We start from the raw sequence: 24899 nt of genomic DNA, 5'->3' as shown, positions 1-24899 counted from the left end.
CGCCATCATGCTTCTGAAACTGCTGCGCCGGTACCTCCGGCCGTACTGGCCGCTGCTCGTCGGCGTGCTCGTCTTCCAAGGCGCCCAAGCGGTCGCCTCGCTGTTCCTGCCGAGCCTGAACGCCGACATCATCGACGACGGCGTCGCCAAGGGCGACACCGGCGTCATCATGTCGATCGGCGCCGTGATGCTCGGCGTCACCCTGCTGCAGGTCGCCGCCTCGATCGCCGCGGTCTGGTTCGGGGCGCGCGTGGCGATGGCGTTCGGGCGCGACGTGCGCCGCGCGGTCTTCCGGCAGGTCGGCGACTTCAGCGAACAGGAGGTCTCGCGGTTCGGCGCGCCGAGCCTCATCACCCGCACCACCAATGACGTGCAGCAGGTGCAGATGCTCGTGCTGATGAGCTGCACCATGCTCGTCTCGGCGCCCATCATCGCGATCTTCGGCGTCGTGATGGCCCTGCGCGAAGACGTGGTGCTCTCGTGGATCATGGTCGTCGCCGTGCCCGTGCTGCTCATCGCGGTCGGCCTCGTGATCAGCCGGCTCGTGCCGCTGTTCCGCAGCATGCAGCGCAAGATCGACAACGTGAACCGGGTGCTGCGCGAGCAGCTCACCGGCATCCGGGTCGTGCGCGCGTTCGTACGCGAGGGCGTCGAGACCGAGCGGTTCGACGAGGCGAACGAGGCGCTCACCGACACCGCGCTGAAGGCCGGGCGGCTGTTCGCCCTCGTGTTCCCGATCGTGATGCTCGTGCTCAACGCGTCGAGCGTCGCCGTGCTCTGGTTCGGCGCGTTCCGCATCGACGCGGGCGAGATGCAGATCGGCGCGCTCACCGCGTTCCTCAGCTACCTCATCCAGATCCTGATGGCCGTGATGATGTCGACGATGCTCGCGTTCCTGCTGCCGCGGGCCGCGGTGTCGGCCGGCCGCATCGGCGAGGTGCTCGCGACGGCCCCCAGCGTCGTCGAGCCGGTCGGCGGCCTGACCGAGCTGCCCGAGCCCGGCACGATCGAGTTCCGCGACGTCACGTTCTCGTACCCCGGAGCCGAGGCGCCGGTGCTGCACGACCTCAGCTTCACCGTGCACCCCGGCCAGACGACCGCGATCATCGGCTCCACCGGCGCCGGCAAGACGACCATCGTGAACCTCGCCGCACGGCTCTTCGACGCCACGTCGGGCAGCGTGCTCGTCGGCGGGGTCGACGTGCGCGAGCTCGACCCCGAGGTGCTGAACTCTCAGCTCGCGCTCGTGCCGCAGAAGCCGTACCTGTTCGCCGGCACGGTCGGCTCGACGCTGCGATACGGCGACCCGGATGCCACGGACGACGAGCTGTGGCGGGCGCTCGAGATCGCCCAGGGCCGCGACTTCGTCGCCGCCATGCCGGGCGACCTCGAAGCACCCATCGCACAGGGCGGCACCAACGTGTCGGGCGGGCAGCGACAGCGGCTCTCGATCGCGAGGGCCCTCGTGAAACGCCCGCCGATCTACCTGTTCGACGACTCGTTCTCGGCGCTCGACACCGCGACCGACGCGAGGCTGCGCGCGGCGCTGTCCCGCGAGGTCGCCGACGCGGCACGGCTCGTCGTCGCCCAGCGGGTCGCGACCATCGTCGACGCCGACCAGATCCTCCTCGTCGAGGACGGTCGCATCACCGCCCGCGGAACCCACGACGAGCTCATCGCCACCTCGGCCGCGTACGCCGAGATCGTCGAGAGCCAGCTGAGCGCAGAGGAGGCGGCCGCGTGAGCGAGCAGCAGAACCCGGGCGGAGCATCCGGGCAGCAGCAGGGCGGAGCATCCGGCCCGTCCACCGGCGCGACCGGGGCGCAGCCGGCCACCGCGACCCGCCCGCCCGCGCGCCGCGGCCCGATGGGCGGCGGCCCGATGGGCGGCATGGGCATGCCGGCCGAGAAATCGAAGAACTTCGGGCCCAGCGCGAAGCGCCTCGTCGGCCGGCTCGTGCCCGAGCGCGCGGCGATCGTATGGGTCATCCTGCTCGGCGTCATCAGCGTCGTGCTCTCGGTGCTGGGGCCGAAGATCCTCGGCCAGGCGACCAACCTCATCTTCGAAGGGTTCATCTCGGCGCAGCTGCCCGAAGGCGCCACCAAGCAGCAGGTCGTCGACGGCCTGCGCGCACAGGGCAACGACCAGCAGGCCGACATGGTCCAGGCGATGAACCTGCACCCCGGCCAGGGCATCGACTTCGCCGCCGTCGGCACCGTGCTCGCATGGGTGCTCGGGCTGTACATCGTCGCAGCCCTGTTCGGCTGGGCGCAGGGGTACGTGCTGAACGGCGTCACCCAGCGCACCGTCTACCGCCTGCGCGAAGACGTCGAGACGAAACTGCACCGACTGCCGCTGTCGTACTTCGACACGATGCAGCGCGGCGAACTGCTCTCCCGGGTCACGAACGACATCGACAACATCTCGCAGACCCTGCAGCAGACGATGAGCCAGCTGCTCACGTCGCTCCTGACCGTCGTCGGCGTGCTCGTCATGATGTTCGTCATCTCGCCGGTGCTCGCGCTCATCGCCCTCGTCACCATCCCGCTCACGATCATCATCACCACGGTCATCGCCAAGCGGTCGCAGAAGCTGTTCGTCGCGCAGTGGGCGCGCACCGGCACGCTGAACGCGCAGGTCGAGGAGTCGTACTCGGGCCACTCGCTGGTGCGGGTGTTCGGGCGGCGCAAGGAGGTCGGCGAGCGGTTCGACGTCGAGAACGGGGAACTCTACAACGCGAGCTTCGGCGCCCAGTTCGTGAGCGGCATCATCATGCCCGCGATGATGTTCGTCGGGAACCTCGTCTACGTGGCGATCGCCGTCGTCGGCGGGCTCATGGTCGCCGGCGGAGCGATCTCCCTCGGCGACGTGCAGGCGTTCATCCAGTACTCCCGGCAGTTCACGCAGCCGCTCAGCCAGCTCGGCTCGATGGCGAACCTGCTGCAGTCGGGCGTCGCGAGCGCCGAGCGCGTGTTCGAGCTGCTCGACGCCGACGAGGAGGTGCCCGACCCCGCAGAGCCCGAGCGGCCCGCCGCGGCGACGGGCCGCCTCGAATTCGAGGACGTCTCGTTCAGCTACGACCCCGAGAAGCCGTTGATCGAGCACCTCTCGCTGGTCGCCGAGCCCGGGCAGTCGATCGCGATCGTCGGGCCGACCGGCGCCGGCAAGACCACGCTCGTGAACCTCATCATGCGGTTCTACGAGCTCGACGGCGGGCGCATCACGCTCGACGGCGTCGACACCACCCACATGACGCGCGACGCGCTGCGCTCGCGGATGGGCATGGTGCTGCAGGACACCTGGCTGTTCGCGGGCTCGATCCGCGACAACATCCGCTACGGGCGGCCGGATGCCACGGACGAGGAGCTGCTCGCCGCGGCCCGCGCCACCTACGTGGACCGGTTCGTGCGCACCCTGCCCGACGGGTACGACACTGTGCTCGACGACGAGGCGTCCAACCTCTCGGCCGGTGAGAAGCAGCTCATCACCATCGCGCGCGCCTTCCTCGCCGACCCGTCGGTGCTCATCCTCGACGAGGCGACGTCGTCGGTCGACACCCGTACCGAGCTGCTGCTGCAGCAGGCGATGACCGCGCTGCGTGCCGACCGCACGTCGTTCGTCATCGCGCACCGGCTCTCGACGATCCGCGACGCCGACCTCATCATCGTGATGGAGCACGGCACCATCGTCGAGCAGGGCACCCACGCCGAACTGCTCGAGGCGCACGGCGCGTACGCGCGGCTGTACGAGGCGCAGTTCGCCGCCCCGATCGAGGACGAGGAGGCGGCGCCGACGGTGCCGAGCGCGGCCGGCTGACCCCGACCGCCGCAACTTCGGAGATCTGCACAGCTTCTCCAAAGTACTGGTTGCGCCGCGGGGCGCGCTACTGCCGCGGCGTCGTCAGTTCGGAGAAGAACACCGGGTCGCTGGCGAAAACGAAGACGCCGATGACCGTAACCACGATGAACGCGACCACGCCGGCGACGAGCGGCACCCACCAGGCGAGCAGGCCCGCGCGCATGCGGGCGCGCGACCAGAGCAGGGCGCCGGCCCAGAGGGCGATCTGCAGAGCGATGCCGACCGCGATGAACACCGGCACGGCGGGACCAGGCGTGAACGAGGTGGGCGCGTCCATGCCGAGCATGGCGGCCGACAACTCGGCCGAACGCACGACGCTGTCGGGCAGGATCGCGAGCGACAGGCTGTTGTAGATCACGCCGAGCACGCCGAACGCGAGCAGGGCGATGGTCCAGGCACGGTCGGTGGGGTGCGCGGAGCGCGCACCGGCGGCAGTAGGCGCCGCGGCCGTGGCCGCACCTGACACCGCGGGCGCCGCGGCAGCAGGAGCCGCTGCCTCGTGCCGGGTCTCCTCGGGCGGAGTCCACGTCCACCCGGGCGGCGCGTACTCGCCGAACTGCGGACGAGGCCGCTCGTCGACCGGCTCGGGCGCGGGCGGCGTCGTACCGCCCGGCGCGGGAGAGTCGGGCGTGCGTGCGGCCTCGTCCTGTGGCATCCGTGCCCCTACGCGGTGATCGACTGGCCGGCCGAACCGAGCTGGCGCGTCGACTCGCCCACGCGGGCCGCCATCGCGGTCTCGGCGACCTTGCCCCAGGCGCGCGGGTCGTACTGCTTCTTGTTGCCGACGCCGCCGTCGACCTTCAGCACGCCGTCGTAGTTGCCGAACATGTAGCCCGCGATCGAGCGCGTGAACGCGTACTGGGTGTCGGTGTCGATGTTCATCTTCACCACGCCGTTCGCAACCGCCTCGGCGATCTCGGCATCGGTCGAGCCCGAGCCGCCGTGGAAGACGAGGTCGAGCGGCTTCGGGCCGGTGCCGTACTTCGCGGCCAGGCCGTCCTGGATCTCCTTCAGCAGCGCCGGGCGCAGCTTGACGTTGCCGGGTGCGTAGACGCCGTGCACGTTGCCGAACGTGAGGGCGGCCATGTAGCGGCCCTGCTCGCCGAGGCCGAGCGCCTCGACCGTCGAGATCGCGTCCTCGAGGGTCGTGTACAGCGCCTCGTTCGAACCCTCGTGCTTCACGCCGTCTTCCTCGCCGCCGACGACGCCGATCTCGACCTCGAGAATCGCGTGGATCGCCTTCATGCGCGGCAGGATCTCCTTCGCGATCTCGAGGTTCTCGGTGAGCGGAACTGCCGAACCGTCCCACATGTGCGACTGGAAGATCGGGTTGCCGCCGGCCTTCACGGCCTCTTCGGATGCCTCGAGCAGCGGGAACACGAAGTCGGCCAGCGCCGGCTTCGGGCAGTGGTCGGTGTGCAGCGCGACCGTGATCGGGTACGACTTCGCCACCTCGTGCGCGAACTTCGCGAACGCGAGCGCACCGGTCGCGCGGGCCTTCACGGTGTGCCCGGCGAAGTAGTCGGCGCCGCCGGTCGTGACCTGGATGATGCCGTCGGAGCCGGCCTCGGTGAGGCCCTGCAGCACCGCGTTCAGCGTCTGCGAGCTCGAGACGTTGAACGCCGGGAACGCGAAGCCCTTCGCCTTCGCGGTGTCGAGCATCTCGGCGTACTGCTCGGGAGTGGCGATGGGCATGGAGGCTCCTTCTGGCATCGGGTGGGATTCGGCACGAGTCTACCGAGGTTGCGAGCGCAGGCCCCTGAGCGTGTCGAAGGGAGTGGGGGTGGGCTCGCTTCGACGGGCTCAGCGAGCGCTCCCTGAGCTTGTCGAAGGGAGTGGGTGGGTTCGCTTCGACGGGCTCAGCGGGCTTGGGCGGGCTCAGCGGGCTTGGGCGGGTTGCACGCGGAGGGCAGGATGGAGCGGTGAGTGCTTCCGGCGGCGTGATGGATGACCCGGCCCTCGTCGAGGCGCTGCTGCGCGCGACCACGGCCGCGGCGGCCGCGGCGCTGCCGCTGGTCGGCTCGGGCGACGGGGACGCGGTCGACGGGGCGGCGGTCGCGGCCATGCGCTCAGCGCTGACGGATGCCCCGTGCGACGGCCGGGTCGTCATCGGCGAGGGCGAGAAGGACGAGGCGCCCATGTTGGCGCTGGGCGAACGGTTCGGCACGGGTGCGGGGCCGGCGATCGACCTTGCGGTCGACCCGGTCGACGGCACCCGGCTCGCCGCCGCGGGCCGGCCCGGCGCGATGGCGGTCGCGTCGATCGCCCCGCGCGGTGCGTTCTGCGACCTCGGGCCGGCGCACTACCTCGAGAAGCTCGTGTCGTGGCATCCGGCCGCCGCTCTCGACCGACCGCTCGGCGAGCTGATCGCGGCGATCGCCCGCGAGCGCGGCGTCCCCGCCGGAAGCGTGCGCGTCGCCGTGCAGGACCGGCCCCGCAACTCGGGGTACGCGGCGGCGGCGCGTGCGGCCGGCGCCGAGGTCGTGCCGTTCGAGCACGGCGACGTCGAACGCAGTCTGCGGGCGGCGCAGCGCGGCACCGACCTGGATGTGCTCGTCGGCATCGGGGGAGCGCCCGAGGGCGTGCTGGTCTCGGCGGCGGTGCGCGCCCTCGGCGGCGCCATGCAGGCCCGACCCGCGCCGCAGTTCGACGCCGAGCGGCGCCGGGTCCTCGACGCAGGTGTCGGCCTCGATCGGGTGCTGACGCTCGACGGGCTGTGCAGCGGGCCCGCGTTGTGCGTGCTGTCGGCGGTCACCGGGGTCGACCTGGGCGGTGCGGTGCGGTTGACCGGGGCCGGGCCGGTGGACGTGGGCGTCGCCGTCGAGTCGTGGGTCGTGGCATCCGGTCATGCGATGCGGATCGACCGGAGGGTCGTGCCCGACGGGTTCGGAGCATCCTGACCGGCCCCTTGCCCAGGCCGAAAGAATCGCGGATCTTTCACCGCCGTTCACCGTCAACCCCGGCGATTCCGAACACCCGCTCGTTAGGCTCGAAGCATCCGACCCATGGAGGAGCCCGCCGATGCGCACCGACCAGGCCGAGGAACCGGCCGCCCTGTTCCACCACCCCGACCGCAACCTCGCTCTCGAACTCGTGCGCGCCACCGAGGCTGCGGCCATCCGGGCCGTGCCGTGGATCGGCAAGGGCGACAAGAACGCCGCCGACAAGGCCGCCGTCGACGCGATGCGCGCATTCCTCGCGACCGTCGACTTCGACGGGGTGATCGTCATCGGCGAGGGCGAGAAGGACGAAGCGCCGATGCTGTTCAACGGCGAACGCGTCGGGTCGGGCCGCGGGCCGTCGTGCGACATCGCCGTCGACCCCATCGACGGCACCTCGCTCACCGCCGCCGGGCGCTCGCACGCGCTGTCGGTGCTCGCCGTGAGCGACCGGGGCACCATGCTCGACGCGTCGAGCGTGTTCTACATGGACAAGATCGTGACCGGCCCCGAGGGCTACGGCGTGATCGACATCGAGCGGCCGATCGGCGACAACATCCGCGCGTACGCTGCGGCGCTCGGCAAGGACGTGGACGAGATGCGGGTCGCGGTGCTCGACCGACCGCGGCACGAGCAGCTCATCGCCGACATCCGCGCCGCCGGCGCCGGCACCCGGCTGATCCTCGACGGCGACGTCGCCGGCGGCATCAACGCCGCCCGCCGCGGCACCCGCATCGACATGTGCGTCGGCGTCGGCGGCAGCCCCGAGGGCATCACAACGGCGTGCGCGGTGAAGGCGCTCGGCGGGTTCATGCAGGGCCGGCTCGCCCCCAAGGACGACGCCGAACGCGAGCGCGGCATCGCCGCCGGCCTCGACATCGACGCGGTGCTCTCCATCGAGGACATGGTGCGCGGCGACAACACCTTCTTCGTCGCGACCGGTGTCACCGACGGCGCGCTCGTGAACGGGGTGAAACGCGAGGGGCCGATCATCCGAACCGAGTCGGTCGTGCTGCGCTCGAAGTCGGGCACCCTGCGGCGCATCGAGGCCGAACACCTCGTCGAGAAGTGGCTCGATCCCGAGGATCGCTGACCCGATCGGGCGGGCGCGGGTCGGCGGGTTCGGGAACAATGAACGGATGACCCGCCGCGACCGCGTGCCGCGCGCCCTCCGGCCGTTCCGGCTCGGGCAGTACCGACTGCTCGTCGGTGCGCTCGCCGCATCGCTGCTGTCCGCCGGCGCCTGGCTCGTCGCCGCGGTCTGGCAGGTCGTCGAGCTCGGCGGCACGCCCGTCGACCTCTCGCTCGTCGCGGTCGGCTCCAGCCTCGGGCTCGTCATCGCCGTGCTGTTCGGCGGGGTCGCCGCCGACCGCATCCCGCAGCGTCGCATCCTCATCGCCGTCGAGGTGCTGCGCGGTGCGGCGTTCACCGCCGCGGCGGTGCTCGCCGCGATCGGCGTCATCGAGGTGTGGCACCTCGCGGCGCTCTCGTTCGTGCTCGGCGTGGCCGACGGGTTCTTCTACCCGGCGTACTCGGCATGGCTGCCGTCGATCCTGCCCGCCGAGCAGCTCCTCGCCGCGAACGGCATCGAAGGGGTGCTGCGGCCCGCCGTCATGCAGGCGGCCGGCCCCGCGCTCGCGAGCGCGCTCATCGCCGTGCAGGGGCCGTGGCTCGCGTTCGCGATCGTCGGCGTGCTGCAGGCGGCGGCCGTCACGGTGCTCGCCGCGATGCGCACGACGCCCGTGCGCCGCGACCTCGACGCGATCGACTCGCACCCCGTGCGACAGGTGTTCATCGACCTGCGCGACGGGTTCGCGTACCTCATCTCCACCCGGTGGCTGCTCGCGACCCTCGTCTTCTCGATCGTGCTGGTGCTCGTCATCATGGGGCCGATCGAGGTGCTGCTGCCGTTCGCCGTGAAAGACCAGACGGGCGGCGGGGCTGGCGCGTTCGCGCTCGCGCTCGCCGCGTTCGGGTGCGGCGGTGCGGTCGGATCGCTCACCGCCGCATCCATGCGCATCCCGCGCCGCTACCTCACGCTGATGATCCTCGCGTGGGGGTTCGGCTGCCTGCCGCTCGCCATCATCGGGTACACCTCGTGGCTCTGGGTGATGGTCGTGGCGCTGTTCGTCGTCGGCTTGCTGTTCGACTGGGCGCAGGTGCTGTGGGGCACGCTGCTGCAGCGGCGGGTCCCGCCCGCGATGCTGGGCCGGGTGTCCAGCCTCGACTTCTTCGTCTCGCTCGCGCTGATGCCGGTGTCGATGGCGATCGCCGGGCCGATCGGCGAAGCGGTCGGGCTCGCCGCGGCGTTCCTGTTCGCCGGACTCGTGTCGCCGCTGCTCGCACTCGCGACGCTCGCCGTGGCACGGCTCGGGCGAGACGAATTGGCGCATCCGCTCGACGGGCATCCCGACGCGTCGATCGTGACCGGCGCCGAGGCCGCTGCCGGGTTCGAGCCGCCCGCCGACGAACGGCAGCGGGGCTGACGCACGCCTGGTCAGGGCGGGCCCTGATCCGGGGTACGCGGCACACGCGTAGACCCGTCGCATGAAGGGGCAATCACTCAACTCGCCGTGGGCGTCGAGCAGCGGCGTCTACACGCACACGTGGACCTTCCAGGTCACCCATCCCGGGCGCACCGTGGTGGAGGTCGCACTCACGTCGGTGAACAGCATCGACGACGACGACGGCACGTTCGCGCGGTTCGGGATCTCGCAGATCGTGAGCAAGAGCGGTGTCGAGAACTTCGGAGACGACGGCCCGCCCGTGGTCGCTCGCGACGGCGTCACCAGCGTCAGCGCGCGCATGTTCGTCATGAACTCGTACGCGCGGGGTCGGGTCTCGCGCAACTTCTGGTGAGGGAGCAGATCATGATCGACGAGACCGCGAGCAGTGATCGCGACGAGACGACGCGGCAGCAGGTGAGCGTGCTCTACGACCCGAAGACGGGTCGGGCCGTGCACGGGCACACGTTCGTCGGCATCGACGACGACCTGTCGGCGCCGGGCGGCGCAGCCGCCCGCGAACGGGTGCTGCGCGAAGCGGCGGGCGGGAGCGGCGGCGTCGATGGCGTCGGCGACGTCGGGCGGCTTCGGTTCGCGGATGCGCCGGCGCGACTCGGTGCGGTCGGCCCGGCCGAACTCCGCGTCGAGGAGGGCGTCGTGGTCGCTCGCCCGCTGCGCGTCATGCGGCGGAAGGTCGACCTCGACGTGCTGCGGCGCCACCTGACCGGCTGACGCCTCGACGGCACCGCCCAGCCGACCGACGCCTCGGCAGCGGTGCGCTCAGCCCTCGGTGGTCGAGCGGATCTCGGGATCGAGGTCGGCGCCGTCGAACGCATCGTCGTCGATGGGAAGGACCTCGGGGTCGGCGACGAGATCGATCTCGCCGGTGTCGGCAGCGCCGGGCCCATCGCCCAGTGCGTCGGTCAGCTCGGGGGAGGCGAGCCGCCGCGGCTGCTCGTGGATCACCTGCGGTTCAGCCACCAGCTCGAGCTTCTGCTCGTTGATGCCCGGGAACTGCCGTGCCGTCACGAGCACCCGCGACTCGAGCGAGCTCGCGAACTTGTTGTAGCTGTCGACGGTGCGTTCGATCGCCTTGCGCAGCCCGTCGGCGTGGCCGGCGAGCACCCCGATGCGCTGGTACAGCGTGTTGCCGAGGTCGAACAGCTTCTTCGCCTCGTCGGAGACCGCCTGCTGCTGCCAGGCGTAGTCGATCGTCTTCAGCACGGCGAACAGGTTCACCGGCGACGCGAGCGCCACCCGCCGCTCGAACGCGTGGTTCAGCAGCAGGGGGTCGGCCTCGAGGGCGGCCGACAGCAGCGACTCGTTCGGGATGAAGGCGATCACGAACTCGGGGCTCTCGAGGCCCGTCCAGTACCCCTTCTTGCCGAGCGCGTCGATGTGGGAGCGCATCGCCTTCACGTGGCGGTCGACGAGCGCCTTGCGTCGCGCGCCCTCATCACCGGTCGCGGTCTCGGGGATGGCCGACGCCTCGAGGTAGTCGCCCAGCGGCACCTTCGAGTCGAGCGGGATGTACTTGCCGCCCGGCAGGTGCACGACCATGTCGGGGCGACCGCGGCCCGCGTCGGTCGAGACCTGCGTCTGCTCGCTGAAGTCGACGTGGTTGAGCAGGCCCGCGGCCTCGACGACGCGGCGCAGCTGGGTCTCGCCCCACACGCCGCGGGTGCTGTTGGACCGCAGGGCGCTCGCGAGGGACTCGGTGGTCTGACGCAGCTGCTCGTCGTTCTGCTGCGCCTGCTTGAGCTGCTCGGCGAGCGACCCGTACTGGGCGCTGCGCTGCTGCTCGAGTTCGGAGACCTTCTGCTGCATCGACTGGAGCGTGTCACGCACCGGCTTCAGCGCTTCGAGCACCGTCGAGCGCTCACGCTCCTGTTCGGCGCGCTCGGCGAGCTCACGTCGCTCGCGCTCGGCGCGGTCGGCCAGTTCGCGCCGGTCGCGCTCGGCTCGCTCCTGCTGTTCGATGCGCTGCTGCTCGGTGAACTCGCGATGGATCGCCTCCTGTCGCGCGAGCTGCTCGCCGAGGGACGCCACCGCCGTCTCGCGTGCGGCGAGTTGTGCGCGCAGGTCGGCCTGCACCTGCTGCTGCTCGGCGGCGAAGCGCGCCATCGCGGCGTCGGCCTCGGCACGCTGCTGCAGCAGCGCCTGCTGGTGTCGCGCCTCGACGAGCGCGGGGTCTTCGACGGCACCGGCGACACCGGCCGCACTGCGCCGCGCCCCGACGAACCAGACGGTCAGCGCGCCGAGCGCGCCGCCGACGACCAGACCGATGATGAGCAGCAGGATCTCCATGCCTCGAGTGTCGCAGTGCCCACCGACATCGGGTGGTGGGCCCGCCGAGCGGCGCCGGTTACCCGAGCGCCATGGGCCCGTGCGACGCCGCGCGCTCGCGCACGGCGACCGAACCGATCGCCCCGGTGCGCACCCCCGTCACGCGCGCGAGCGCCGCCAGGTCGTCGGCTCCGTGCCGCGTCGCTGCGTGCACGACGATCGCAGCGCAGGCCGCGGCGTCGTCGAGGGCGTTGTGGTGCGAGAAATCTTCGAACCCGGCCGCCATCGCAGCGGACGGCAGCCGATAGGAGTCGAGACGGTAGGTGCGCCGCGCCACCTGCAGGCTGCAGAGGTACGGGTGATTCGGCACCTCGGCGCCCCACGCCTCGCACGTCTTCGCGATCACGCCCATGTCGAACCCGGCGTTGTGCGCGACGAGCCAATCGTCGCCGGCGAACGCCCGGAACTCGGGCAGGCGGTCGGCGAACGACGCCGCACCGGCGACCATGCCGGGCGTGATGCCGTGGATGCGCACGTTCCACTCGTTGAACTCGTCGTGCGGGAACGGCGGCTTCAACAGCCAGTACGCGCGGTCGACTTCGCGACCCTCACGCACCTTCACCAGCCCGACCGAGCACGCGGACGCCCCCGACGAGTTGGCGGTCTCGAAATCGATCGCGGTGAAGTCCACAGGCACGGCGGCATCCTCGCATGCACCGCCGACGGTTGACGGATGCCTCGCCGTGGGCGTGGAATGGCGGGGGCTCCCTTCGACGGGCTCAGGGAGCTTCGAGGGGCTCCCTTCGACGGGCTCCCTTCGACGGGCTCAGGGAGCTTCGGACGGGCTCCCTTCGACGGGCTCAGGGAGCTTCGACGGGCTCCCTTCGACGGGCTCAGGGGGCTTCGACGGGCTCCCTTCGACGGGCTCAGGGGGCCTTCGACGAGGTGCAGGAAACGGACGGGAGACGCATGGCCGAGGCATCCGAAGACGGTCTGGTGCACGACCCCGCCGACCCCGAGACCGTCGCGAGCGCGCGCAGCTTCGGCCACGCGGCATCCGTCTACCATGCCGCCCGGCCGGGATATCCGCGCGAAGCCGTGGAATGGCTGGTGGGCGACGCGGCCCGCATCCTCGACCTGGGCGCAGGCACCGGCAAGCTCACGCAGGCGCTCGTCGCGCTCGACCGCGACGTGATCGCGGTCGACCCCGTGGCCGAGATGCTCGAAGAGCTCGAGGTGGCGGTGCCGGGCGTGCCGCGCATCCTCGGCACGGCCGAGGACATCCCCGTCGAGGACGCCTCGGTCGACGCGGTCGTCGCGGGGCAGGCGTGGCACTGGTTCATCCCCGAGCGGGCGATCCCCGAGATCGCGCGGGTGCTGAAGCCCGGCGGCACCCTCGGCCTGGTCTGGAACAGTCGCGACACGAGCGTCGACTGGTTGCGCGAGGCGGGCGAGATCATGCACGAGCGCCACGACGCGAGCGCCACCTTCGAGAGCTACGTGCAGATCGGTGCGCCCTTCGGCCGGGTGGAGGAGCACACGGTCGATTGGTCGGCGCGGATGTCTCGCAGCGCGTTCCTCGACCTGGTCAGGTCGCGCTCGTACTTCATCACGGCGGATGCCGCGGAGCAGGCCGCGACGATCGCCGCCCTCGAGACGCTGCTCGACAGCCACCCGCAGGTGGCTGGCGCTGCCGAGCTCGAGGTGCCGTACCGCACCCGCTGCTTCCGCGCCCGACTGGCGGGCTGAGTCGCAGGCGGGCGGCCGCTCGCGCGGGCGCTCGAACGGCCCGACTGGCGGGCCGCCCTGCGCGAGTGGAAGCAGCGGGTACACGCTGCTGCTCTACTCGGTCCTCGGCATGACGGGCGCGGTCGCCGCATCGGTGATCAGCGCGATCAACCCCGCGATGATCGCGCTCGGCGCGGCACTCGTGCTGCGCGAGCGGTTGAGCGGGCTGCAGGGTGCGGGCATCGCGCTCGCCTTCGTCGGCGTGACCGTCGTGCTCACGGGCGATGATCTCACCGCCGTCGTGGCGAACGGATTCGGTGCGGGCGATCTGCTCGTCGTGGCATCCGTGATCGCCTGGACGGTGTACTCGCTCATCTCGCGCCGCCTGCGCACGCCGCCGGTGACGGCGGCCGCGTCGACGCCGTCGGGGTAGCCGCCCGCCTCGCCCCGCCGCCTTCGCCCCCGCCCCCGCCCACCCGCCCCCGCCCACCAGCCCCCGCCCACCCCCCGGCCCACCCGCCCCGCCGTGCGCGGCGTAGGAGATTCGGGGCGACACGCCGGCTTGCGCGGCACGGCCGCGGCGTGTCGTCGAGATGCTCCGACGTTCGGTGCATCCACTTCATTTGAACGCACGTCAAGTTTTCGCTTGACGCGCATTCAAATGGCGAGGATGCTTCGACTATGGGCCGGAGCGTTCGCGAATACGACATGACGACCCGTGCGGTCGCGGCCGGCCGCACGCGCGAGCGCATCCTGCGCGCCGCGGCCGAGCGCTTCGCCGGCGCGCACTACGACGACGTCACACTCGCGGGGGTCGCCGACGCAGCCGGCGTCACCGTGCAGACCGTCTTCAACCACTTCGGGTCGAAGGAGGGGCTGCTCACCGCCTCGATCGCGCACTTCGCCGGCGAGGTCGCCGACCTGCGCGGCGAGGTGGACCCGGGCGATGTCGACGGAGCCGTCGAGGCGCTCATCCGGCACTACGAGGCGCTCGGCGACGCGAACTGGCGAGCGGTCGCCGACGCCGACCGGCAGCCGGCGCTGCGCCCGCTGCTCGACGGAGCACGATCGGAGCACCGCGCCTGGCTCGAGTCGGTGTTCGGCCCGCTGCTGCCGGGCGCGGACACGCCGCGCTCCGAGGCCATCGACGCCCTCTACGCCGCGACCGACGTCGGCACCTGGAAGCTGCTCCGCCGTGACCTGGGGCGTTCGGAGGGCGAGACGACGGCGGTGCTGCGCCGACTCGTCGCCGCCGTGCTCGAAGGGAGCACACCATGAGATACCTGCTGGCCGTCTGGGACGGCGGCGGCGCCACCCCGCCGAACCTCGGCGTCGCCCGCCTGCTCATCGAACGCGGCCACGAGGTCGTCGTCTCCGGCGATCCGAGCATCGCCGAGGCGATCCTCTCGACGGGAGCCGTGCACCATCCGTGGCCGACCGCACCGCAGCGCGCATCGAGCGCCGTCGAGGACGACCTGCTGAAGGACTGGGAGGCGGCCACGCCCCTCGGCGCGTTCGCGCGCGTGCGGGACCGACTCGTGACCGGCCCGTCGGCACGATTCGCCGCCGATGTCGTCACCGCGCTCGACGACGCGGCGGCCGCCGACGCACCGTTCGACGCCGTGCTCGCCGACGGCGTGCTGCTCGGCGCCCTCGTCGCGGCGGAGGCCCGTGGCATCCCTTCGGCTGCGCTCGTCGGCAGCGTCTACCTGGTGCCCTCCGCGGTCAGGCCGCCGTTCGGCCTCGGGCTCGCGCCTGCGCGCGGGCCGCTCGGGCGGGCGCGCGACCGCGCGGGCCGGGTGATGTCGAACCTCGGCTGGGACGTGGGCCTGCGCGCGCTGAACGCGACCCGCCGCGGGTTCGGACTCGACCCGCTCCGTCACGTGTGGGCGCAGTGGGATCGCGCCGACCGGGTGCTGCTGCTCACCGGCTCGGCGTTCGACGACCCCGCGCCGGTGCCGCCGAACGTCCGCTGGGTCGGGCCCGTGCTCGAAGACCTGCCCACCGAGGGGCGCCTCGACCTGCCGCCCGGCGACGCGCCGCTCGTCGTCGTCGGCCTCTCGAGTTCGTACATGGAGCAGGAAGACCTGCTGCGGCGCATCGCGTTCGCGCTCGCCGGGCTGCCGGTGCGCGGGGTCATCACGACCGGACCCGCGATCGACCCCGCCGACGTGCCCGCCGCGGCGCAGGTGCGGGTCGTCCGCGCCGCCGCCCACAGCGAGCTCTTCCCGCACGCCGCACTCGTCATCACCCACGCCGGGCACGGCACCGTCATCAAGGCGCTCGCCAACGGCGTGCCGCTGCTCTGCCTGCCGATCGGGCGCGACCAGCCCGACAACGCGGCGCGCGCGGCCAGGCACGGCGTCGCGCTCGTACGCTCGCCGAGATCGGATGTCGCGACCATCGCGACGGCGGTCACCGACCTGCTCGCCGACCCGTCGTACCGGGCGGCCGCGCAGGCGCTCGGCGAGCGCATCCGCGCGGAGGCGGACTCGGGAGCGCTCGTCGACGAGCTCGAAGGGCTGCCGGCAGCCCGGCGGGGGGCCCGCCGGTAGACTGGTCGCCCGTGGCACTCACCATCGGAATCGTCGGACTCCCGAACGTCGGCAAGTCGACCCTGTTCAACGCGCTCACCAAGAACCAGGTGCTCGCGGCCAACTACCCGTTCGCGACGATCGAGCCGAACATCGGCGTGGTGAACCTGCCCGACCCGCGGCTCGCGACCCTCGCCGGCATCTTCGGCAGCGAGCGCATCCTGCCCGCGACCGTGTCGTTCGTCGACATCGCCGGCATCGTGCGCGGGGCGAGCGAGGGCGAGGGGCTCGGCAACAAGTTCCTCGCGAACATCCGCGAGGCCGATGCGATCGCGCAGGTCGTGCGCGGGTTCAGCGACTCCGACGTGGTGCACGTCGACGGCGCCGTCGACCCCAAGGCCGACATGGAGACGATCAACACCGAGCTCATCCTCGCCGACCTCGAGACCCTCGAACGCGCGATCACGCGCTACGAGAAAGAGGTCAAGGGTCGCAAGCTCGACCCGTCCGTGCTCGAGGCAGCCGTCGCCGCGCGCGACCTGCTGCAGGCCGGGACGCCGTTGTCCGCGGCATCCGTCGATCTCGACCCCATCAAAGAGCTCGGCCTGCTCACCGCGAAGCCCTTCATCTACGTCTTCAACGTCGACGAGCAGGTGCTGACGGATGCCTCGAAGAAGGCCGAACTCGCCGCGCTCGTCGCGCCCGCCGAGGCCGTCTTCCTCGACGCCAAGATCGAGTCGGAGCTCATCGACCTCGACCCCGAGGACGCGGCGGAGCTGCTCGCCTCGACCGGGCAGGACGAGTCGGGCCTCGACCAGCTCGCGCGCGTCGGCTTCGACACGCTCGGACTGCAGACGTATCTGACGGCCGGGCCGAAGGAATCGCGCGCGTGGACGATCCGCAAGGGCTGGAAGGCGCCGCAGGCCGCCGGCGTCATCCACACCGACTTCGAGCGGGGCTTCATCAAAGCCGAGGTCATCTCGTTCGACGACCTCGTCGCGACCGGCTCCGTCGCGGAGGCCCGCGCCAAGGGCAAGGCCCGCATGGAGGGCAAGGACTACGTCATGCAGGACGGCGACGTGGTGGAGTTCCGGTTCAACGTCTGAGTTGAGCTGACCTGGGTTCACTTGGGCTGAGTGTCGGCGAGCGGATGTCTCGCCGCCGATGCCGCACGAAATGTCGGATGCTTCGGGCGGCGCGCCGCAGGGGCGCACGTCTGTGCGGCGTGTCCGGTGAAGCATCCGACATTTCGCGGCGGTGCAGATCGGTGTCGGTCGTGCACGCTATCTTGACCGCAGGCGACCTGCCGTCCGGGCGGGTCCGCAGAGAGGCAGCACGTGCCCGACGTCGAGAGCGTTGAGCTGTACCGATCGGCGACCGGCGAGTTCGAACTCGCGGTTCGTACCGACGGGGAGTCGGTGTGGCTGACTGCCGAGCAACTCGTACAACTTTTCGGCCGGGATAAGTCGACGATCTCACGGCACCTTCGAAACGTCTTCTCTGAAGGAGAACTCGAACGCGAGGCAGTTGTTGCAGATTTTGCAACAACTGCCACGGACGGCAAGACCTATCGCGTCGCGCACTACGACCTCGATGTCGTCATCTCGGTGGGATATCGAGTGAAGTCTCCCGAGGGAGTGCGGTTCCGCCGTTGGGCCACGCAGGTGCTTCGCCGGTATCTCCTCGAAGGTGTCGCCCTCAATGAACGTCGGCTCGAGCAACTCGGCTCGCTCGTGCGGGTGCTCTCGCGGTCGACCGATGAACTCGTGGCGGGCGTCGCCGAAGTAGTGGCCCGCTACCTGCCGAGCCTGCGCGCGCTCCGCGCGTACGACGAGGGCGAGATCCTCCCGGCGGCCGGCATTGAGCCCTTCTGGACCCTCACGTACGGCGAGGCGCGCGCGGTCATCGACGAAGTCGGGGCCGAGTTCCCAGACGACACGCTGTTCGGCGGCGAGCGTGGTGATGCCCTCCGCGGTGTCGTCGAGACGATCTACCAGGGGTTCGGCGGGGTCGAACTGTACTCGACGGTGCAAGAGAAGGCGGCGAACCTGCTCTATCTCGTCGTGAAAGACCACCCGCTCTCCGACGGCAATAAGCGCAGCGCCGCCGCGCTGTTCGTGCACTTCCTCGCTCGCAATGGTGCGCTCGACGACGCGCACGGCGTTCCCCTCATCTCGAACAACGCGCTTGCCGCGATCACACTCATGGTCGCGATGAGCGATCCGAAAGAGAAGGAACTCATTGTCGGGCTGCTCGTGAGCATGCTCGCCGGGGAGGCGCCCTGACTGCGGCGACGACGTCGCAGATACGACGAGTTCCGCCGAGCGTATCCCAGTGCCGACAATCGTTCGTCATGTCTCTGAGCGCGGGAACGCGGTGGAGTTCAGATTCAACGTCTGAGCTGAGCGTCGGGCTGGGCTTCGGCGGCGGATGTCTCATCGCGACCGGCGAGTTCGAACTCGCGGTTCGCACCGACGGGGAGTCGGTATGGCTGACGAGAAGCCAGATCGCGGTGCTGTTCGGCCGCGATGTGAAGACGATCGGCAAACACATCGCGAACGCTCGTCGCGAAGAGTTGGACGGGATTCCAGTTGTCGCAGAATCTGCAGCAACTGCCGCTGATGGAACGTCGTACCGAACCGAGCATCACCGCCTCGATATGGTGCGCTCCGTCGGCTACCGGGTCGAGTTCGCGTTGCTCACGCACCACGGGGCTCGACGCGGCCGTCGGCCGGCTGCCGCAGCAGCATGAGCGCGCCGCGGGCGACGATCGCGCAGAACGTCGCCCGGCGCATCACCAGACAGAATCGGACCGCGATGATCGGGCGCGCCGTCCCGAGGCGGGGCGAGAGTGGATCGCGAAGGGAATCGCCATGATCGAGATCCTCAACCGTCTGGTCGACGAGATCGAGCGCCGCCTCGGCGACGAGATCGACATCGAGTCGCTCGCCGCTTCGATGGGAACGACGGGGTATCACGCGCGCCGGATGTTCTCGGCGTTGGCGGGAATGCCCGTGTCGGAGTACGTGCGTCGCCGGCGGATGACCGTCGCGGCATCCGAGGTGATCGGCGGCGAGGATCTGCTGACGATCGCCGTCCGCTTCGGATACGGGTCCGTCGAGGCCTTCGGGCGTGCGTTCCGATCCGTGCACGGCGTGAGCCACGGCGAGGTTCGCCGCGATGGCGGCCCTCTTCGAGCCCAGCCCACCATCAGGTTCCGCCTGACCGTCGAAGGGAGCTCCGCCATGGACGCCCGAATCATCGAACGACCCGCTTTCCGCCTCGTCGGCTACGCCGCCCGCGTGCCGCTGATCCACCACGGGGTCAACCCGGCCATTCAGCAGCACATCTCGTCGCTGCCGCCCGAGGAGCATGAGCGGCTCAAAGCGCTCAGCAGTGCAGACCCGCGCGGGCTGCTGCAGGTCAGCGCCGACGTCGACCCCGACTACCGCGAGGGCAGCGAACTGACCTACCTGCACGGGGTCTCGGTCGACGCGGGTGCTGTCGTCCCCGCCGGTCTCGACGTCATCGATGTGCTCGCCGGCGCATGGGTCGTCTTCCGCACGTCGGGTCCGCATCCGGCCGCGCTTCAGGCCGCGTACGCCGCGTCGGCTGCCGAGTGGTTCCCGTCGAACCCGTGGAGGCTGCGGCCCGGCCCGTCGATCGTGGCGGTCCTCGGTCGCGCAGAGGACTTCAGCACGGCGACGTGCGAGTTGTGGTTCCCGATCGAGCGCGTCTGAGAGCCGTTCGGCCCGGGCTCGGGCGGCGTCGTCAGCCGACGAGGTTCTTCTCGTACTTCCGGGCCAGCTGCACGTAGCCGAGCCGTTCGTAGAACCGGTGGGCATCGGTGCGGCGGAACGACGTGGCGACGCTCATCCGCACGCAGCCGCGGGCTTCGGCCCACGCCTCGAACGTCGCCACCAGGGCGCGCCCGATCCCGGCGCGACGCGCGCCGTCGTCGACGACGAGTGCCGTCAACTCGCTCACCGGCCCGTCCAGTTCGAAGGGTGCGAAGCAGTGGGCGGCCGCGAAGCCGACCGCAGCGTGCGTCGCGTCGTCGACCGCGATCCACGACGGGTCGTCGTCGTCGTCCGCGGCCCGCTCCAGCCTCGCGGCCAGGGCGGCGGGAGCGGTGGGGTAGCCGAGTTGGCCGAGGAGCGGGGCGATCAGTGCGGCGTCCTCGGGCACCGTGCGTCGGATCTGCATGATGCGATCGTGCCGCAGCGTCGTCTCGCCGACAAGCGCTCGGCCGACGAGGAGACCGGTGCGATCCGCCAGAGCGCGGTCGCGATCGGGCCGGTCGCGATTGGGCGGGTTGGACCTGCGTGGCCCATGATGGTGCGGTGGATGCCGGACTGATCTTCGCACTCATCTGGAGCGTGCTCGCCGTGGGCTGGGGCGGCTTCCTCATCGTCAAGCGCGGCGAGCTCGCTCAGGGCTCGCGGCAGCAGGAGTCGAAGGGGCTCGGCACGACCAGACGCTGGACGCTGTCGGCGCGCGTCGTCGGCTGGGTCGGGGTCGTCTTCGTGCTCGTCGGCATCGTCACGCTCGTGTTCGGGGTCGTCGGCGCGACCCGGTAGCGGCTTCGTCGACGCGTGCGACGGGTCGGCGCCCGCCGGCCTGGTAACGACCCGGGGTCGTGCCGATCACGTTCGTGAACGCCGCGATGAAGCTGCTCGGATTCGACCAGCCGCACGCGTGGGCGGTCGCGGTGACGTCGTGGCCTTCGGCCAGCAGCACGAGCGCGTGGGCGATGCGCAACTGGGTGCGCCACTCGTAGAAGGTCATACCGAGTTCGGTGCGCACCAGCCGGCTGACGGTGCGAGCGCTCGCACCGGCCATCCGGCCGAGTTCGGCCGCGGATGCATCGTCGTCGGGTCGCTCGGACAGGGCGTTCGCGATGGCCCGCAACCGATCGTCCAGCGGTTCCGGCAGGTGCAGCGGTTGTTCGTGGGCCTCGCTGAGTTCGTCGACCAGCACGCGCAGCAGCCGGATGCGGGCCGCCGGCCCGTAGGCCGGGGTCGCGACGTCGTCGCGCGGCCCGGTGAGGGCGCGGAACACCTCGCGTGCGAGATCGGTGGCGAGGAACACCGCCGGTCGGTCGGGGATCCGTCTCGCCAGGGACGGCGGGAGGAACAGGATGCGCATGTCGGTGTCGCCGTGCGCGCGATGCCGGTGCGGGGTTCCGGCGGGCGTCCACGCGATCCGGTTGGACGGAACGACGGAGGTGCCGCGGTCGACGTGCACGGTGAGGACTCCGCTGGCCGCGTACACCAGGTGGCCGCGATCGTGCGATTGCCGTGAACTGGAACCGCCCGAGGCCCAGAGGTGGCGACCGCCGGTCGCCCACACGTAGGACGTGACGGCGGCCGAATCCGAGGACTGGCGGCGAAGCGGCATCGCGAGGCAGTGTACCGGTGGCACGCCGTCCGCTGCACATGGTGGTCTGAAGCATCCGATCTCGTGAAGGAGTTCCCCATGTCGACGTTCGTCCTCGTGCCAGGCGCCTGGCACGGTGCCTGGGCTTTCGATGCCGTGACCTCGCTGCTGCACGCCGCCGGGCACGCCGTCCACGGCCTGACCCTCACGGGGCTGCGGCCGGGCGACGACGACGCGACCGTGGCGAACGCCAACCTCGACACCCACGCCGAGGACGTGCTGCGCCTGCTCGACCGCGCCGAGATCGCCGACGCGACCCTCGTCGGCCACAGCTACGGCGGCATGGTGGTCTCCGCCGCGGCCGACCGCGCAGGCGATCGCATCTCACGCCTGGTCTATCTCGACGCGTACGTGCCGCAGCACGGCGACTCGTGCTGGTCGTCGACGACGGAGGCCTACCGGCGGTCGTTCGTCGACGGCGCGGCCGACACGGGTTTCGCGGTCCGCCCGCCGGTTCGTGCGGGGCGGGTCGGCGACCCCCGCCGCCGGCCCCACCCGCTGGCGTCCCTCGTGCAGTCGATCCGGCTCACCGGTGCGATCGATCGAGTGCCCCGGCGCGAGTTCGTCTTCTGCACCGGATGGCCGGACGGCACGCCGTTCACCGGACTCCGCGACCGGCTCCGAGCGGATCCGGGCTGGCAGGTCCACGACCTGCCCACCGGCCACGACGCGATGCGGGAGGCGCCGCACCTCGTCGCCGACCTGCTGCTGACCTGAGCCGATCCGCGCCGTGCCGCCCGTCGCCGACGCCCGGCATGCGGCGCGCACTAGCATCGGATCGTTCGGCGGCGACGGGGGAGCGCATGGCGGTGGGGCGACGGATCCGCGCGTGGTTCCGATCCCTGCCGCGCTGGGTGCGCGCCGTCGTGGGGCTCGCGGCGGTCGTGCTGGGCGCCGTCATCGTCGTGCGACCGACGACCGCGCTCGGGGTGCTCGCGATCCTCATCGGCGCCGGACTGATCCTCACCGGCATCCTCGAAGCCGCGGGCGGCGGTGAGCGCGACCGGGCCGAGCAGAGCAGCGAGCGCACGCCGCGGTGGCGCCTCCTCATGGCGGTCGTCTGGATCGCGCTCGGCGTCGGGGTGCTCGCATGGCCGGGTCTCACGGTCCGCGCGCTGGCGTGGGTCGTGGGCATCGGACTCATCGTGAACGGCGTGCTGTCGGTGGTCTCGGCGTTCCGCGCGAGCCGCACGGCCGATGCCCGCGTGGCGGCGGCCCTGCTCGGCACGGCCGGCGTCGTGTTCGGCCTGCTCGCCCTGCTCTGGGCCGACATCACGCTCATCATCGTCGCGGTCGTCTTCGGCGCGCGGCTCATCGTGGTCGGTCTGCTCGAGGTCTGGCACGCGGTGCGCGGGACGGCGCGAGCGAGCACCGCGGATGCTCCGCCGCCGACGGATGCTCCGCCGCCGATGTTCGCCCGATGGGCTCGCACGATCGCCGCCGTGCTCGCGTTGGTCGTCGCGGTCGGAGCCGGGGCGGTGAGCGCGTCGCTGCGCGGCGGGTCGCCCGTCGTCGACGAGTTCTACGCGGCGCCGCGCGACGTCCCCGACGAGCCCGGCCGGCTCATCCGCGCCGAACCGTTCACGCGACAGGTCCCCGACGGCGCGCTCGCCTGGCGCATCCTCTACACGACGACCGATCTCTCGGGCGAGGCCGCCGTGGCCAGCGGGCTCGTGGTCGTTCCCGCCGAGGGTGCGGGCGACTGGCCGGTCGTCGACTGGGCGCACGGCACGACGGGCGTCGCCCAGCAGTGCGCGCCGTCGCTGCTGGCCGAGCCGTTCGAGTCGGGGGCGATGTTCGTGCTGCCGCAGATCGTCGAGCAGGGGTGGGCGTTCGTCGCGACCGACTACCTGGGCCTCGGCACGCCGACGCAGCATCCGTATCTGATCGGCCCGCCGAGCGCCACCGCCGTGCTCGACGCCCGGCGCGCCGCCGCCGAACTCGACGGCGCCCGCCTGGGCGAGCGCACCGTCGTCTGGGGGCACTCGCAGGGCGGGGGTGCCGCGCTCTGGACGGGCGCGCTCGCGGCCGAGTACGCACCCGAGGTCGAGCTCGACGGCGTCGCCGCACTGGCGCCCGCTGCGAACCTGCCTGCGCTCGTCGATCATCTGCCCGACGTGACGGGCGGCAGCATCTTCGGCGCATTCGCGGTGTTCGCGTACGCCGCGATCTACGACGACGTGACGACCCGCGAGTACGTGCGCCCCGGCGCCGAGGTCACGGTGCGGCGCCTCGCGAGCCGATGCCTGTCGGAGCCGGGCACCGCGGCGTCGGTGCTCACCCTGCTCGGGCTCGCGGAGGATCCCGAACTCCTCGCCGAAGACCCGACGACCGGTGCGTTCGGGGCGCGGCTCGCCGAGAACATCCCGCCCGCGACGATCTCGGCGCCCGTCCTGTTCGGCCAGGGCGGTGCCGACGGGCTCATCGTCGCCGACGCGCAGGAGCCGATCCTCGACGCGCTGTGCGCGGCCGGAGCGAGCGTCGACTTCCGCGTCTACGCCGACCGCGGCCACGTGCCGCTGGTCGAGGCGGACTCCCCGCTCGTGCCGCAGCTGTTCGAGTGGACCGCCGCCCGCTTCGCGGGCGAACCGGTCGGCGAGGCGTGCACCCGCGCCGAGTTCTGAGCCCGAGCGTGCGGCTCAGTCGGGCCGCGCCACTGCGGACGCGGGCCCCGACGCAGAGGTCGTTCGGAACAGCAGCGTGAGGGCGACCGCGGGAAACAGCAGCAGCCAGAGGTTCGGGATCCACCAGACCGGGTCGAATTCCGCTCGGATCGCCCAGAAGTTCACGGCCATGAGGCCCGCGGCCGAGGTGAGCGCGAGCGAGACGATCATCAGGTCGCGCGCCGCCGGGCGGGCCGCCCGCGCCAAGGCGATGCTGGCGAGACCGGTGGTGATGGCGATCAGGTCGAGCCCGAGGAACGACCAGTTCCAGTCGCTCATCATGCGCCCGCCGCCGACCGAGAGCAGGCCGGCCGCGGTCGCGACCCAGTAGGCGGCGAAGCCGAGGTCGGTCCAGAGCATGATCGACTTCACCCGTCGGCTCAGGCGGGTGCCGCGGTCGAGATCAGTCACCGGTCGCCTCCGTCACCAGCGCGTTCAGTCGGGTTCGGAGCTCGGTCGCCGCCCGGCCGCGCGGCGGCGCGAGATCGACGAACGCGGCGAGCCACCAGCCGTCCATGGCCAGTCGGACGAGCACCGCGGTCGTGTCGTCGATGCCGTCGTCGTCGAGCATCGCCTGCCAGCGGGCGAAGTGCGCCCGCAGCACGGCGAGCAGTCGCGAGTCGACGGCGACGGTCGCGACGAGCGCTGCGGCGAGTTCACGCGAGCCCGTGTCGCTGAGCGTCGCGTCGATGTACGCGCGCGTCCTGGAGCCGGGTGCGTCGCCCGCCGCGGCGAGCGCGGCGTCGAATCCGGCCACCGCGTGGTCGACGAGGCCGACCAGCAGGTCGTGTTTCGAGGCGAAGTGGTACCGCAGGCCGCCCACGCTGAGCCCCGCCTCTCGGGCGACGCGACTGATGGTGAAGTGCTCGGCTCCCTCTCGCAGGATGACTCGTGCGGCCGCCTCGAGGATGCCGGCGCGCACCGCCGGTGATCGCTGATGCATGGGTT

General features: G+C 71.4%; 26 protein-coding genes. 18 read left to right on the top strand and 8 right to left on the bottom strand.

Annotated features, from left to right (window positions below):
• The first annotated feature begins 7 nt into the window (after positions 1-7).
• Both MTO99_RS08040 and MTO99_RS08035 read left to right on the top strand, forming a co-directional pair.
• Positions 8-1744: an ABC transporter ATP-binding protein gene (locus tag MTO99_RS08040; protein ID WP_243558284.1), complete on the top strand. Its 1737-nt coding sequence runs from the start codon at positions 8-10 to the stop codon at positions 1742-1744.
• Between the two features lie 122 nt (positions 1745-1866).
• Positions 1867-3816, top strand: coding sequence for an ABC transporter ATP-binding protein (locus MTO99_RS08035; RefSeq protein WP_243559020.1), 1950 nt, complete (start codon positions 1867-1869; stop codon positions 3814-3816).
• Between the two features lie 67 nt (positions 3817-3883).
• On the opposite strand, the gene MTO99_RS08030 is transcribed toward MTO99_RS08035, so the two are convergent.
• Both MTO99_RS08030 and fbaA read right to left on the bottom strand, forming a co-directional pair.
• Complete coding sequence (locus tag MTO99_RS08030) at positions 3884-4513, bottom strand: DUF6264 family protein (protein WP_243558283.1); 630 nt, start codon at positions 4511-4513, stop codon at positions 3884-3886.
• Between the two features lie 8 nt (positions 4514-4521).
• A complete protein-coding gene (fbaA, locus tag MTO99_RS08025) occupies positions 4522-5553 on the bottom strand; it encodes a class II fructose-bisphosphate aldolase (protein WP_243558282.1) in 1032 nt (343 codons plus the stop codon).
• Between the two features lie 227 nt (positions 5554-5780).
• On the opposite strand from fbaA, the gene MTO99_RS08020 reads away from it, so the two are divergent.
• The 5 genes from MTO99_RS08020 (at position 5781) to MTO99_RS08000 (ending at position 10033) form a co-directional block, all read left to right on the top strand.
• Complete coding sequence (locus tag MTO99_RS08020; protein WP_243558281.1) at positions 5781-6758, top strand: fructose-bisphosphatase class II; 978 nt, start codon at positions 5781-5783, stop codon at positions 6756-6758.
• Positions 6759-6879: 121 nt separating this feature from the next.
• Positions 6880-7890 (top strand): class II fructose-bisphosphatase, encoded by a 1011-nt coding sequence (gene glpX, locus MTO99_RS08015; RefSeq protein ID WP_243558280.1) that lies wholly within the window; start codon positions 6880-6882, stop codon positions 7888-7890.
• A 46-nt stretch (positions 7891-7936) separates the two neighbouring features.
• Entirely contained in the window at positions 7937-9283 is a 1347-nt protein-coding gene (locus MTO99_RS08010) for an MFS transporter (protein ID WP_243558279.1), read from the top strand.
• Between the two features lie 61 nt (positions 9284-9344).
• Positions 9345-9656, top strand: coding sequence for a hypothetical protein (locus MTO99_RS08005; RefSeq protein ID WP_243558278.1), 312 nt, complete (start codon positions 9345-9347; stop codon positions 9654-9656).
• Positions 9657-9667: 11 nt separating this feature from the next.
• Complete coding sequence (locus tag MTO99_RS08000) at positions 9668-10033, top strand: hypothetical protein (RefSeq protein WP_243558277.1); 366 nt, start codon at positions 9668-9670, stop codon at positions 10031-10033.
• 48 nt (positions 10034-10081) lie between these two features.
• On the opposite strand, the gene MTO99_RS07995 is transcribed toward MTO99_RS08000, so the two are convergent.
• Both MTO99_RS07995 and MTO99_RS07990 read right to left on the bottom strand, forming a co-directional pair.
• Positions 10082-11608, bottom strand: coding sequence for a DNA recombination protein RmuC (locus MTO99_RS07995; protein ID WP_243558276.1), 1527 nt, complete (start codon positions 11606-11608; stop codon positions 10082-10084).
• A gap of 58 nt (positions 11609-11666) precedes the next feature.
• Positions 11667-12284 carry a 3'-5' exonuclease gene (locus tag MTO99_RS07990; protein ID WP_243558275.1) on the bottom strand — a complete coding sequence of 206 codons (618 nt, stop codon included), beginning with the start codon at positions 12282-12284 and terminating at the stop codon, positions 11667-11669.
• A gap of 272 nt (positions 12285-12556) precedes the next feature.
• Between MTO99_RS07990 and MTO99_RS07985 the strand changes: the two genes are divergently transcribed.
• From MTO99_RS07985 to MTO99_RS07950, 8 genes are all read left to right on the top strand, one after another.
• Entirely contained in the window at positions 12557-13336 is a 780-nt protein-coding gene (locus MTO99_RS07985; RefSeq protein ID WP_243558274.1) for a class I SAM-dependent methyltransferase, read from the top strand.
• Positions 13272-13748, top strand: coding sequence for a DMT family transporter (locus tag MTO99_RS19030; protein WP_256461051.1), 477 nt, complete (start codon positions 13272-13274; stop codon positions 13746-13748). The genes MTO99_RS07985 and MTO99_RS19030 overlap by 65 nt, the downstream gene beginning before the upstream one ends.
• A gap of 275 nt (positions 13749-14023) precedes the next feature.
• Positions 14024-14593, top strand: a complete 570-nt coding sequence (locus MTO99_RS07975; RefSeq protein WP_243558272.1) for a TetR/AcrR family transcriptional regulator — start codon at positions 14024-14026, stop codon at positions 14591-14593.
• On the top strand, positions 14590-15870 hold the full coding sequence (locus MTO99_RS07970; protein WP_243558271.1) for a glycosyltransferase: 1281 nt from the start codon (positions 14590-14592) through the stop codon (positions 15868-15870). Before MTO99_RS07975 ends, MTO99_RS07970 begins: the two co-directional genes overlap by 4 nt.
• Positions 15871-15881: 11 nt before the next feature.
• Complete coding sequence (gene ychF / locus MTO99_RS07965; protein WP_243558270.1) at positions 15882-16955, top strand: redox-regulated ATPase YchF; 1074 nt, start codon at positions 15882-15884, stop codon at positions 16953-16955.
• A gap of 231 nt (positions 16956-17186) precedes the next feature.
• On the top strand, positions 17187-18134 hold the full coding sequence (locus MTO99_RS07960; protein WP_243558269.1) for a virulence RhuM family protein/type II toxin-antitoxin system death-on-curing family toxin: 948 nt from the start codon (positions 17187-17189) through the stop codon (positions 18132-18134).
• 68 nt (positions 18135-18202) lie between these two features.
• Entirely contained in the window at positions 18203-18601 is a 399-nt protein-coding gene (locus tag MTO99_RS07955; protein ID WP_243558268.1) for a virulence RhuM family protein, read from the top strand.
• A 121-nt stretch (positions 18602-18722) separates the two neighbouring features.
• Entirely contained in the window at positions 18723-19589 is an 867-nt protein-coding gene (locus MTO99_RS07950) for an AraC family transcriptional regulator (protein ID WP_243558267.1), read from the top strand.
• A gap of 31 nt (positions 19590-19620) precedes the next feature.
• On the opposite strand, the gene MTO99_RS07945 is transcribed toward MTO99_RS07950, so the two are convergent.
• Entirely contained in the window at positions 19621-20055 is a 435-nt protein-coding gene (locus MTO99_RS07945) for a GNAT family N-acetyltransferase (protein WP_243558266.1), read from the bottom strand.
• Positions 20056-20192: 137 nt separating this feature from the next.
• Here MTO99_RS07945 and MTO99_RS07940 point away from each other — a divergent pair, with 137 nt between their 5' ends.
• Complete coding sequence (locus MTO99_RS07940; RefSeq protein WP_243558265.1) at positions 20193-20429, top strand: hypothetical protein; 237 nt, start codon at positions 20193-20195, stop codon at positions 20427-20429.
• Here the strand turns inward: MTO99_RS07940 and MTO99_RS07935 are convergent.
• Positions 20392-21249, bottom strand: a complete 858-nt coding sequence (locus MTO99_RS07935) for an AraC family transcriptional regulator (protein WP_243558264.1) — start codon at positions 21247-21249, stop codon at positions 20392-20394. The genes MTO99_RS07940 and MTO99_RS07935 overlap by 38 nt on opposite strands.
• Before the next feature lie 78 nt (positions 21250-21327).
• On the opposite strand from MTO99_RS07935, the gene MTO99_RS07930 reads away from it, so the two are divergent.
• Both MTO99_RS07930 and MTO99_RS07925 read left to right on the top strand, forming a co-directional pair.
• Positions 21328-22005 (top strand): alpha/beta fold hydrolase, encoded by a 678-nt coding sequence (locus MTO99_RS07930; protein ID WP_243558263.1) that lies wholly within the window; start codon positions 21328-21330, stop codon positions 22003-22005.
• 86 nt (positions 22006-22091) lie between these two features.
• Positions 22092-23912: a lipase family protein gene (locus MTO99_RS07925; protein ID WP_243558262.1), complete on the top strand. Its 1821-nt coding sequence runs from the start codon at positions 22092-22094 to the stop codon at positions 23910-23912.
• Positions 23913-23927: 15 nt separating this feature from the next.
• Here the strand turns inward: MTO99_RS07925 and MTO99_RS07920 are convergent, their stop codons facing one another.
• Together MTO99_RS07920 and MTO99_RS07915 are read right to left on the bottom strand one after the other, a co-directional pair.
• The gene (locus MTO99_RS07920) at positions 23928-24362 is read right to left on the bottom strand and encodes a DUF5360 family protein (protein WP_243558261.1); all 435 of its coding nucleotides are present in this window, start codon (positions 24360-24362) and stop codon (positions 23928-23930) included.
• Complete coding sequence (locus tag MTO99_RS07915) at positions 24355-24894, bottom strand: TetR/AcrR family transcriptional regulator (RefSeq protein ID WP_243558260.1); 540 nt, start codon at positions 24892-24894, stop codon at positions 24355-24357. Before MTO99_RS07915 ends, MTO99_RS07920 begins: the two co-directional genes overlap by 8 nt.
• Positions 24895-24899 lie beyond the last annotated feature (5 nt).

Origin of the sequence: Agromyces larvae (genome assembly GCF_022811705.1) — a bacterium.
Taxonomy (GTDB): domain Bacteria; phylum Actinomycetota; class Actinomycetes; order Actinomycetales; family Microbacteriaceae; genus Agromyces; species Agromyces larvae.
The sequence above is the reverse complement of the archived record's forward strand: the minus strand, read 5'-3'. Positions and strand labels throughout refer to the sequence as shown.